Annotated in this window: 8 protein-coding genes; all 8 read left to right on the top strand. The window is 38.7% G+C overall.

The window, feature by feature from the left end:
* The first annotated feature begins 4 nt into the window (after positions 1-4).
* The 8 genes from E4T88_RS04355 to E4T88_RS04320 all read left to right on the top strand — a co-directional run bounded on the left by E4T88_RS04355 (position 5) and on the right by E4T88_RS04320 (position 11091).
* Positions 5-1939, top strand: a complete 1935-nt coding sequence (locus E4T88_RS04355; protein WP_135104238.1) for a sialate O-acetylesterase — start codon at positions 5-7, stop codon at positions 1937-1939.
* Between the two features lie 8 nt (positions 1940-1947).
* Positions 1948-3360: an MFS transporter gene (locus E4T88_RS04350; protein ID WP_135104237.1), complete on the top strand. Its 1413-nt coding sequence runs from the start codon at positions 1948-1950 to the stop codon at positions 3358-3360.
* A gap of 25 nt (positions 3361-3385) precedes the next feature.
* Positions 3386-4537 carry an endo-1,4-beta-xylanase gene (locus E4T88_RS04345; RefSeq protein WP_135104236.1) on the top strand — a complete coding sequence of 384 codons (1152 nt, stop codon included), beginning with the start codon at positions 3386-3388 and terminating at the stop codon, positions 4535-4537.
* 34 nt (positions 4538-4571) lie between these two features.
* Complete coding sequence (locus tag E4T88_RS04340; protein WP_135104235.1) at positions 4572-5546, top strand: glycoside hydrolase family 43 protein; 975 nt, start codon at positions 4572-4574, stop codon at positions 5544-5546.
* A 103-nt stretch (positions 5547-5649) separates the two neighbouring features.
* The gene (locus E4T88_RS04335; RefSeq protein WP_135104234.1) at positions 5650-7680 is read left to right on the top strand and encodes an alpha-glucuronidase; all 2031 of its coding nucleotides are present in this window, start codon (positions 5650-5652) and stop codon (positions 7678-7680) included.
* Positions 7681-7687: 7 nt separating this feature from the next.
* Positions 7688-8860: a mannonate dehydratase gene (gene uxuA, locus E4T88_RS04330; RefSeq protein ID WP_135104233.1), complete on the top strand. Its 1173-nt coding sequence runs from the start codon at positions 7688-7690 to the stop codon at positions 8858-8860.
* Positions 8857-9696: an SDR family oxidoreductase gene (locus E4T88_RS04325; protein WP_135104232.1), complete on the top strand. Its 840-nt coding sequence runs from the start codon at positions 8857-8859 to the stop codon at positions 9694-9696. Before uxuA ends, E4T88_RS04325 begins: the two co-directional genes overlap by 4 nt.
* Before the next feature lie 21 nt (positions 9697-9717).
* On the top strand, positions 9718-11091 hold the full coding sequence (locus tag E4T88_RS04320; protein ID WP_135104231.1) for a glycoside hydrolase family 43 protein: 1374 nt from the start codon (positions 9718-9720) through the stop codon (positions 11089-11091).
* The last annotated feature ends 269 nt before the right edge of the window (positions 11092-11360 follow it).

The following is an 11360-nucleotide window of genomic DNA, read 5'->3' as shown; positions in this document are numbered from 1 at the left end:
TAATATGCAAAGTAAAAATATTGTAAAATTCTGTTTGATTGTACTATTCATTTTGGGTTTTGGTATACAATCAAGTGCGAAAGTAAAATTACCTCGCCTGATTAGCGACGGAATGATACTTCAAAGAGATACCCCTGTCAAAGTATGGGGCTGGGCATCACCTAAAGAATCTGTAATTGTAAAATTTCGAGGAGAAACATATAAGACAAAAGCGGATAAAAATGGAGATTGGACAGTTATTTTGCCGGCACAAAAAGCAGGGGAACCCAACGAAATACAGATCAATGACATCTTAATTAAAAACATTTTATTTGGAGATGTTTGGTTATGTTCTGGGCAATCTAACATGGAATTACCGATCAGACGAACACTCGATTTGTACCGTGAAGAAGTAAAGGAGATTAATAATCCGTATATAAGACTTTTCCGTATGCCAAACAATTATGCTTTCGGCGATCCCCTTATTGATTACAAAGGAGGAGAATGGAAAGATGCTTCGCAGGCAAACATTATGGAATTTTCAGCCACGGCATACTTTTTTGCAAAAGAGCTGTATGACAAGTACAAAGTTCCAATAGGACTTATAAGTACTGCCATTGGTGGCACTCCTGTTGAAGCATGGATCAGTGGCGAGACTATAAAAAAATATCCCGAGCTGAATGCTGAAGCTGAAAAGTTTGCAACAATAGGATTTATCGAAGAAACTAAAAAAAGAGAACAACAAAAAAGACTTGAAAGATGGTCTGGCATCAGACCAATTGACAAAGGCGCTGGCAGTTGGCATAAAGAAGATATTGATATATCGGAATGGAAAGATTATTATCTCCCGGGCTCATGGAGAGAAAAAGACATGGAAGTAAATAGAAGTGTCATCTGGTTTCGTAAAGAGTTTGAACTAACAAAAGATGAAGCAGCTCAAGCGGCAATCTTACGCTTAGGATATATAATAGATTCAGATTCAACCTTTGTTAACGGGCAACTTGTTGGTACAACAAGTTATCAATATCCGCCGCGTATCTATAATGTTCCCGAAGGAATACTTAAAGCCGGGAAAAATACTATTACGATAAGAGTTGTTACCAATAGAGGAGGTGCATTTATGGAAGAAAAGCCATATAAGATAATTCTGAGTGACAGGACAATCGATTTGACTGGAGAATGGAAATATCGTGTCGGAATAGAAAATCTACCTATAGAAGGTGGTTATACTTCTTATCAGGATAAACCTACCGCACTGTATAACGGCATGATTGCTCCATCAAACAACTATAAGATCAAAGGTGTAATATGGTACCAAGGAGAGTCCAACGTCGCCCGAGCGAAAGAATACGAAGCCTTATTTAAGGATTTGATCAAAGATTGGAGAACCCAACGAAATGAACCGGAGTTACCATTTATATACGCTCAACTGCCTGAACTTAACAGAGCAAACAAATATCCTTCGGAGAGTGGCATGGCCGAACTTAGAGAAGCACAAAGAAAAGCCTTGAGTTTACCATATACAGGTATGGCTGTCACATTAGGACTCGGTGACTGGAACGATATTCACCCGCAAAACAAAAAAGGAGTAGGTCATCGTTTAGCATTGGAAGCTCAACGCGTAGCTTATGGTGACACCACAATTATAAGCAGAGGCCCCCAATTGGAAAACTTCGAAGTTAAAGGTAATAATATCATTCTCACTTTCTCTTCTGTAGGATCAGGCTTATATTCCAACCAGGTGCTTAACGGATTCACTATTGCAGGGTCAGATAACAGGTATGTTTGGGCAGAAGCGGCTGTACTAAATAAAGACACAATAAAAGTATGGAGCAATCAGGTGCAACAACCTGTATCTGTACGATATGGCTGGGCTGACAATCCAGAAGGAGCCAACCTGAAGAATAAGGAAGGTCTTCCCGCATCTTCATTCCAAGTTGAATTAATAAAAAATAAATAAAACATACAATGGAATCAACATCACAAGGTAAAGCCGAATCAAAAGGTTTTTACAAATTATCGGGAATACAACGCATTGGATTCGGCTCGGGCGATTTAGCCCAAAACCTTATCTATCAGACGGTATCAATGTACCTTCTCATTTTCTACACAAATGTATTCGGCATTTCTGCTGCCGCTGCTGGGATCATGTTTCTTATAGTACGTATTGTTGACGTAATCTGGGATCCAATAGTGGGAGCATTCGTAGACAAACACAATCCTAAATTAGGTAAATACCGTTCTTATCTGGTGCTTGGAGGTATACCTCTTACGGGCTTTGCCATCCTTTGTTTCTGGAATGGATTTTCGGGGTCATTGCTCTATGCCTATATCACGTATGTTGGCTTATCAATGCTTTATACCCTTATAAATGTTCCTTATGGAGCGTTGAATGCCTCACTTACACGCGATACAGACGAAATCACCAAACTTACTTCGGTACGTATGTTTATGGCAAATCTGGGAGGACTGGCAGTAGGCTATGGAATACCTATTCTTGTAAAACTCTTCTCATCTGACGGGAAAATTAATTCGCCGGAATCTGCCAACGCATGGTTTATCACAATGACTATTTATGCCATAGCCGGATTAACATTATTAATTTTCTGCTTTACACAGACCAAAGAACGAGTAGTAATGGCAGAAAAAGAAACAGAAAATGTAAAAGTTTCGGACTTGTGGATAGAATTCAAACATAATCGCCCACTGAGAATATTGGCTTTTTTCTTCATTACAGCTTTTGCGATGATGGCAATCGGTAATTCAGCCGGGTCGTATTATATGATTTACAACGTGCAGGCTCCCGATATGCTTCCATACTTTATGGCTTTGGGATCTATCCCTGCTTTTATCTTTATGCCGATGGTACCTGCCATCAAAAGAGCAATCGGCAAAAAGCAAATGTTCTATGTATTTCTAACGGTTGCTATTATCGGTATGGCGCTGTTATATGCCATTTCGGTAATACCTGCGCTTAAGACCCAAGTCTGGCTGGTCTTTATTGCCCAATTCATCAAATCGACAGGAATAATTGTTGCTACGGGATATATGTGGGCTCTGGTTCCGGAAGTAATCTCGTATGGAGAACATACAACAGGTAAAAGAATTTCAGGAATAGTCAATGCTTTGACAGGTATCTTCTATAAGGCAGGAATGGCCTTAGGTGGTGTTGTCCCGGGGCTTGTATTGGCTTTTGTCGGCTTCGACAAAGACAACGAAGTTACACAATCTGCCTTTGCCGAACAAGGTATTTTATGGCTTGTTGCTGTAATACCTGCAATACTTCTTCTTTTAGCTATGTTCATTATATCTCGATATGAGTTGGAAGATAATGTAATCGACAAAATAAACATGGAGATTGAAGAGAGACATCTGAAATAAAAATAACGCTATAAAACATTTTAGTATGAAAAAAAACATCTATTATTTTCTCATTTCTTTGTTGCTGATGACAGCATTTGCCTGTAGCGCAAAAAGTAATAAAGAAATAAAAAATGAACCGTCACTAAAAGGAGCCCTAAAAGGAAAATTTTATATAGGGACAGCTCTTAATGTAACCCAGATACATGGGAAAGATACCGCATCGATAAATATTGTGAAAAACGAATTCGATGCCATAGTAGCAGAAAACTGTATGAAAAGTATGTTCCTGCAACCCAAAGAAGGTGAATTTTTCTTTGAAGATGCTGATAAATTTGTAGAATTTGGAGAACAAAACAATCTTTATATCACAGGACATTGTCTAATTTGGCATTCACAAGCTCCATCGTGGTTCTTCGTAGATAATGATGGAAAAGACGTATCAGCTGAAGTTCTTAAACAACGCATGAAAACTCATATCACGACAGTAGTATCTCGCTACAAAGGACGTATAAAAGGTTGGGATGTGGTGAACGAAGCGATTATGGAAGATGGATCATATCGTAAAAGTAAGTTTTACACAATTTTGGGAGAAGAGTTTATTCCTTTAGCTTTCCAATATGCTCATGAGGCTGACCCTGATGCTGAACTGTATTATAACGACTATAACGAATGGCATAAAGGCAAACGTGAAGCTGTTATCAATTTGATAAAATCGTTTAAGGAAAAAAATATACGAATCGACGCTGTTGGTATGCAAGGACATTTTGGCATGGATGGACCAAGTCTGGAAGAATATCAGGCAACTATTGATGATTATACTTCAACAGGTGTAAAGGTTATGGTTACAGAGTTGGATCTTAGTGCCCTACCCTCCCCTCGTCGCAACACAGGAGCAAACATCTCTGATATAGAAGCATATAATCAGAAAATGAATCCATATACAACCGGACTACCTGATTCCGTTTCAGTAGCATGGACAGAGCGTATGGGAAGTTTCTTTAAGCTCTTTATAGATAATAAGGAAAAAATAACCCGTGTCACCTTATGGGGTGTAAGCGATGTAGATTCATGGAAAAACGATTTTCCAATGAAAGGCCGTACCGACTATCCTTTATTGTTTGACAGACAATACAAGGCTAAACCTGTTGTTCAGGAAATTATCAAGATGGCAGGTCTTCCTGAAGAGAAAAGATAAGCAAAAATAATAAGCATCATTATCTAATAAAAAAATGAAACAAGCACGATATTTATTTCCGAAGGATTATATGGCTGACCCATCTGCACATGTATTCGAAGGTAAGATCTATATTTATCCTTCCCACGATTGGGAAAGCGGCATTGCAGAAAATGACAACGGAGATCATTTTAATATGAAAGATTATCATGTCTTCTCTTTAGACGATGTGGAAAACGGAGAGGTAACCGATCATGGAGTTGTCCTTTCAGTGGAAAATATTCCCTGGTCTGGTCGTCAGCTATGGGATAGCGATACGGCTTTTAAGGACGGCAAATATTACTTGTATTTCTCAATGAAAGACAAAAATGATATTTTCCGTTTGGGAGTAGCTGTTAGCGATAAACCTTACGGGCCATTTATACCACAGGCTAACCCAATAAAAGGAAGTTATAGTATAGACCCTTGTGTATTTGAAGAAAACGGACAATATTATATTTATTTTGGAGGCATCTGGGGCGGACAGCTGCAACGCTATCGCAAAAATAAAGCATTGGAGTGCGCTGCTTTTCCGGCTGAAAACGAACCCGCTTTGTGTGGAAAGGTCGCACGTCTGAGAGATGACATGCTCGAATTTGACGAAGAGCCTCGAGATGTAATTATTCTTAATGAACATGGCAATCCATTGACGCAAGGTGACACCAATCGACGATTCTTTGAAGCATCATGGATGCATAAATATAACGGCAAATATTACTTCTCGTATTCCACAGGAGATACGCACCTTCTATGCTATGCTATAGGTGACAATCCATACGGGCCTTTCACTTATAGTGGTGTTATACTCACTCCTGTAGTAGGCTGGACAACGCATCACAGCATTGTCGAATACAGAGGCAAATGGTATCTTTTCCATCATGACTCTGTACCCTCGGGCGGAAAAACATGGCTTAGAAGTATGAAAGTTATCGAATTGGAATATAACAATGACGGAACAATTAAAACAATAGAAGGGTTAGAAAGCTATTAGTTTATTTTAGGTTTAAAGGTTTTAGGTTAATTTTTTGGACTCTTAGTTTTCTGGCAAGGGCGAATGAATATTCGCCCTTGTATTTAATATTAAAAGGATTAATATGACAATCAGATACATTTCGCTCTTTATTATTTTTATTTTATCATCTCTCTTATCATGGGCTGAAGACGGAAGCCGCTTATGGCTACGCTACCCTGAAATAAAGCAAAAAGAGAAATCGATACTATCATCACATAGTAGCCCTACTATCAATATTGCTTTGGATGAATTATCAAATCATTGGCAAGGACAGACCGTAGAGCTACAGTTAAATAAAAAACTCAAGCATCTTAAAGATGGGTATAGTATTAAATCCAATAATCAGAAAATTATTATTTCAGCAGGTTCTGATGTCGGGCTACTATATGGATCATATTGTTTATTACGATTGCAACAGACAGGAGCAGATTTAACTACTTTAGATATAGAAGAACTGCCCTCTTACGATATACGTATCCTCAATCACTGGGATAATCTGGAAAGAACTATCGAACGTGGATATGCGGGTTATTCGTTATGGAAATGGGATGAACTGCCCAATACACTTTCTCCACGATATAAAGAATATGCTCGGGCGAATGCTTCGATAGGAATTAACGGAACTGTACTGAATAATGTGAATGCTTCACCGAATATTCTAAAGAAAGATTATTTGGAAAAAGTAAAAGCTTTAGCTGACATCTTCCGTCCCTATGGACTTAAAGTTTATCTCTCTGTAAATTTCTCTTCTCCTAAGGTATTGGAAGGTCTATCCGATTCGGATCCATTAAACCCGGAGGTGCAGAAGTGGTGGAAAGCCAAAGCCAAAGAAATCTATTCACTAATCCCCGATTTCGGTGGGTTTCTGGTAAAAGCTAATTCTGAAGGGCAACCCGGACCTCAAGACTACGGACGAACCCATGCCGATGGAGCAAATATGTTAGCCGATGTACTGAAGCCATACAAGGGTATAGTTATGTGGCGAGCATTTGTATATGATCCGAGCATGGAAGACCGGGCAAAACAGGCATATCAAGAGTTTGTTCCATTGGATGGACAATTTCGGGATAACGTCATTATTCAGATAAAGAACGGCCCTATCGATTTTCAGCCACGAGAACCATTCAATCCTTTGTTTGGTGCACTGCGTAAGACTCCGGCAATGGTAGAATTTCAGATAACACAAGAGTATCTCGGTTTTTCTAACCATCTTGCATATCTGGCTACTATGTTCAAGGAAACTCTTGACAGCGATACGTATTCAGATGGAAAAGGTTCTACAGTAGCCAAAATAACAGACGGGACATTACGTCCGGCTAAAACAACGGCCATATCGGCTGTAGCTAATATAGGTGAAGATACAAACTGGTGTGGACATCATTTTGCACAGGCTAACTGGTATGCATTCGGACGCTTAGCTTGGAACCATCAACTTTCTTCAAACCAAATAGCTAATGAATGGATAAGAATGACATTTTCGAAAAATAACGAATTTGTAGAACCCGTGAAAAATATGATGTTGAGTTCTAGAGAAACCATTGTTGACTATATGATGCCGCTAGGACTTCACCATATTTTTGCTGAAGACCACCATTACGGACCTGAACCTTGGTTGTCTCAAGCCGCTAGAGAAGACTGGACTTCTGTATACTATCACAAAGCAGATACTATAGGGCTCGGTTTTAATCGTACAACAACGGGGAGTGATGCCGTGTCCCATTATTTTCCTCCTTTGAATAATATTTATAATGACATATCAACCTGTCCAGAGAATTTACTCTTGTGGTTTCATCATGTTCCATGGAACTATAAGATGAATGACGGTAAAACGATGTGGGATGCTCTTTGTTATAAGTATGATTCGGGTGTACAGCAGGTAAGAGAGTATCAGAAAGTTTGGGATAGAATGGAGCAATATGTAGACTCCAGACGTTTCGAGGAGGTTCAATCCAAATTAAAAATTCAGGCACGAGATGCCGTATGGTGGAGAGATGCTTGTTTGTTGTACTTCCAGACATTCTCAAAAAAGCCTATCCCCTATCATCTTGAACGTCCTATATATGAGCTCGATGACCTGATGAAAATAAAACTAGATATGAAACACCATAATTAACGGGAAAATGAAAAAGACATGGAGGTGGTTCGGGAAAAAAGATAAGATTACACTGCCTATATTGAGGCAAATCGGAGTAGAAGGGATTGTTACCGCATTGCATGATATACCGAACGGTGAAGTATGGTTGTCAGAAGCAATCAACGATCTGAATAACTATATAAAAGAAGCCGGGCTGTACTGGTCTGTTGTAGAAAGCCTGCCTGTTAGCGAAGCCATTAAATATGGAGGAGATAATAGAGACTTACTGATAGATAATTATATTACAAGCCTCAAAAACCTTGGAGAAGTGGGTATTAAGACTGTTTGCTACAATTTTATGCCCGTTATAGACTGGATTCGTACAGATCTCATGTACCCATGGTCTGACGGTACTTTCTCTCTTTATTTTGATAAGACACGCTTCGCTTACTTTGATTGCATGATCCTTAAACGGGAAGGTGCAAAAGAGGATTACTCAAAAGAAGAAATGGATAAGGTCTACCAACTGGATAAGATTATAACAGAACATGAAAAAGAACAGTTGATAGACACTATCATTGTAAAGACACAGGGTTTTATCAATGGTAATATAAAGGACGGGGATAAAAATCCTGTTGCTATTTTTAAAACACTTCTAGCATTGTACAATGGGATAGATCAAAAAGCATTAAGAGAAAATTTAAAATACTTTTTAGAGCGAATAATGCCAGTCTGTGACGAATACGGTATTAATATGTGTATTCATCCAGACGATCCGCCATATCCGGTATTGGGTTTACCTCGTATTGTTTCTAACAGAGAAGATATTGAATGGATATTAAATGCTGTTAACAACCCACATAATGGAATCACATTTTGTGCAGGATCGCTAAGTTCAGGAATACACAATAATGTTCCGGAATTGGCTCGGCAGTTTGCATCGCGTACACGCTTCGTACATTTAAGAAGTACAAATATCCTTTCAGATGGCAATTTTATCGAAGCCCCACATCTGGAAGGACGGGGACATCTAATAGAATTAGCCCGTATTTTTGAAAAGGAAAATCCGTTACTGCCCATGAGAGTAGATCATGGCAGACTAATGCTCGATGATGCTGATAAAGGCTATAATCCGGGTTACTCATTCTACGGACGCATGTATGCTCTAGCACAGATGGATGGAGTAATAGAAACCATAAAAAACGAATTGAACAGATGACAGATATTAATACAAAAACAAAACAGAATATCTTTTCTATAAAAGATAAAGTTGCGATTGTTACAGGAGGATACGGCGTATTAGGTGGCAGTATCTCCAAACACCTTGCAGAACAAGGAGCAAATGTTGTAATACTGGGACGTAACGAAGATAAAGGAAATACTCTGGTTAAGGATATTAATGAAAATGGAGGTAAATCTTTATTCATCAAATGCGATGTGATGGATGAAAATCAGCTGATAGAAAGCCGAGAAAAGATACTCAGCACATATGGCAAATTAGATATTCTCGTTAATGCAGCAGGGGGTAATGTTCCGGGAGCAACATTAGCTCCTGATCAGGATTTTTATACAATGAAAACAACGGATTGGGAAAAAGTTATAAAGCTCAATATGGACGGTACAGTTTTTCCAAGTCTGATATTTTCAAAAGTTATGGCTGAACAAGGAAGTGGAAATATTATAAATGTCTCTTCCATGGCTGCATATTCTGCAATAAGTCGTGTTCCCGGCTATTCGGCAGCAAAAGCAGCAATAAGTAACTTCACAGAGTGGATGGCTACTGAAATGGCTCTGAAATATGGAGATAAGATTAGGGTAAATGCGATTGCTCCGGGATTTTTTATCGGAGACCAAAACCGGGCTGTACTTATCAATCCTGACGGTTCTTTAACAGAGAGAAGTAAAAAGGTATTGGCTAAAACCCCAATGGGACGTTTCGGAGATATTACAGAACTAAACGGAGTTGTACAGTTTCTATGCAGTGATGCAGCAAGTTTTATAACCGGAGTAGTGCTTCCTATCGATGGTGGGTTTAGTGCTTACAGTGGGGTTTAAATATTTATATGACAGAATAATATGAATAAAAAAAGAATTATACGTCTCTGCTTATTATTGATCTTGATCAACTTGCCTTTATTTAATTTAAAGGCTCAAAATCCTATTATACAAACAATGTATACCGCAGACCCGGCACCGATAGTCTATAATGATACATTGTTTTTATATGTGGGCCATGACGAAAAGGATGCTCCGCCAAATGGTTATTTAATGAGGGATTACCAATTATTTTCAACCATAGATATGGTAAACTGGACAGCACATAAAACACCCCTGAGAACAAGTGATTTTATTTGGTCGGTAGGTGATGCAAGTGCGGCACAATGTATTTATAGGAATGGTAAGTTTTATTGGTATATCTCATCAATGAACAAATTCTTTCCCGGAGTTGCTGTAGGAGTAGCCTCATCCGATAGCCCTTATGGGCCATTTAAAGACGCTTTGGGGAAGGCGTTAGTGACTAATGATATGACTCGCCATGCTAAACATGCGTGGGATGATCTGGATCCTTCTGTCTTTATAGATGATGATGGACAAGCTTATTTGTTTTGGGGTAATGGCGTATGTTATTGGGCTAAACTTAATAATGACATGATTTCGCTTGATGGTGACATTACCGCTCTCGATGCTAAAGACAAGTCTATCTTTGGACCAGGCTTTACCGAAGCGCCATGGGTCTATAAACGTCAAGGTTTGTATTATATGATCTATGCATCGGGGTTCCCTGAGTCGCTCCATTATACAGTAAGTAAAAATCCGACAGGTCCGTGGGAATATAAAGGTTGCGTAATGCCTTTGGAAGGGGGCAGTAATACGAATCATCCCGGAATAATTGATTATAAGGGGAATTCATACTTCTTTTATCACAATGATGCCCTGCCCGGAGGCCATAGCTATTGCCGTTCTGTATCTATAGAGCAATTCTTCTATAATGAGGATGGATCTATCCCTGAGATGAAAATGACCAAAGAGGGTATCATGAAGGGTGTTAACAAATTGAATCCTTATAAAAGAACTGAAGCAGAAACGATGGCTTGGAGTGAAGGTATATCGATAGAAGAGAATGAGAAAATCGGTGTTTATGTAACCTCCATACATAATGGAGATTATATTAAAGTACGGGACGTTGATTTCGGAAATAAAGGGGCTTCACGATTTTCCGCATCAGTATCAAGTAGATATCATGGTGGAACTATTGAAATACGACTTGACAATATTGACGGACAACTGGTCGGTACTCTGCACGCGCCATATACCGGAGAATGGGATAATTGGAGCTTAGTGGAAACAGCTGTTAAAAACACAAAAGATGTTCATGATGTATACTTTGTGTTTAAAGGCAGAGAACCTCACTCTTTATTCAATTTCGACTATTGGATGTTTGGAGAATAGATGATTTTGCTATGATATAAATTCTTGTTGTTCTAGTCAGATTCTCTCTACATATAAATGAACTTGAACAACTACAAAAGATTTAATCCTGCCAGTGTTATTCTTGGCAGGATTATTTATCTATATATGAGTTGGTCGAATAGAAAGTAACAAGGAAATATATACAATAACCTGTTACTTTTGTCACCTTTGTCACTTTTTTAGGATATCTGCTTACAGATAAAGAAATTAGCAAACTAAATTTCAAAAGGCCTGCAAAACTCTTTTTC

It is taken from the genome of Dysgonomonas mossii (assembly GCF_004569505.1).
In the GTDB taxonomy this organism is placed as follows: domain Bacteria; phylum Bacteroidota; class Bacteroidia; order Bacteroidales; family Dysgonomonadaceae; genus Dysgonomonas.
Note: the sequence above shows the minus strand (reverse complement) of the source record. Positions and strands in the feature narration are given on the sequence as shown.

What these genes read in the sequence shown, in the direction of transcription:
- E4T88_RS04335 (WP_135104234.1), top strand. Translation starts at nt 5,650, where the DNA reads ATGACAATCAGATACATTTCGCTCTTTATTATTTTTATTTTATCATCT.
- uxuA (WP_135104233.1), top strand. Translation starts at nt 7,688, where the DNA reads ATGAAAAAGACATGGAGGTGGTTCGGGAAAAAAGATAAGATTACACTG.
- E4T88_RS04340 (WP_135104235.1), top strand. Translation starts at nt 4,572, where the DNA reads ATGAAACAAGCACGATATTTATTTCCGAAGGATTATATGGCTGACCCA.
- E4T88_RS04350 (WP_135104237.1), top strand. Translation starts at nt 1,948, where the DNA reads ATGGAATCAACATCACAAGGTAAAGCCGAATCAAAAGGTTTTTACAAA.
- E4T88_RS04355 (WP_135104238.1), top strand. Translation starts at nt 5, where the DNA reads ATGCAAAGTAAAAATATTGTAAAATTCTGTTTGATTGTACTATTCATT.
- E4T88_RS04320 (WP_135104231.1), top strand. Translation starts at nt 9,718, where the DNA reads ATGAATAAAAAAAGAATTATACGTCTCTGCTTATTATTGATCTTGATC.
- E4T88_RS04345 (WP_135104236.1), top strand. Translation starts at nt 3,386, where the DNA reads ATGAAAAAAAACATCTATTATTTTCTCATTTCTTTGTTGCTGATGACA.
- E4T88_RS04325 (WP_135104232.1), top strand. Translation starts at nt 8,857, where the DNA reads ATGACAGATATTAATACAAAAACAAAACAGAATATCTTTTCTATAAAA.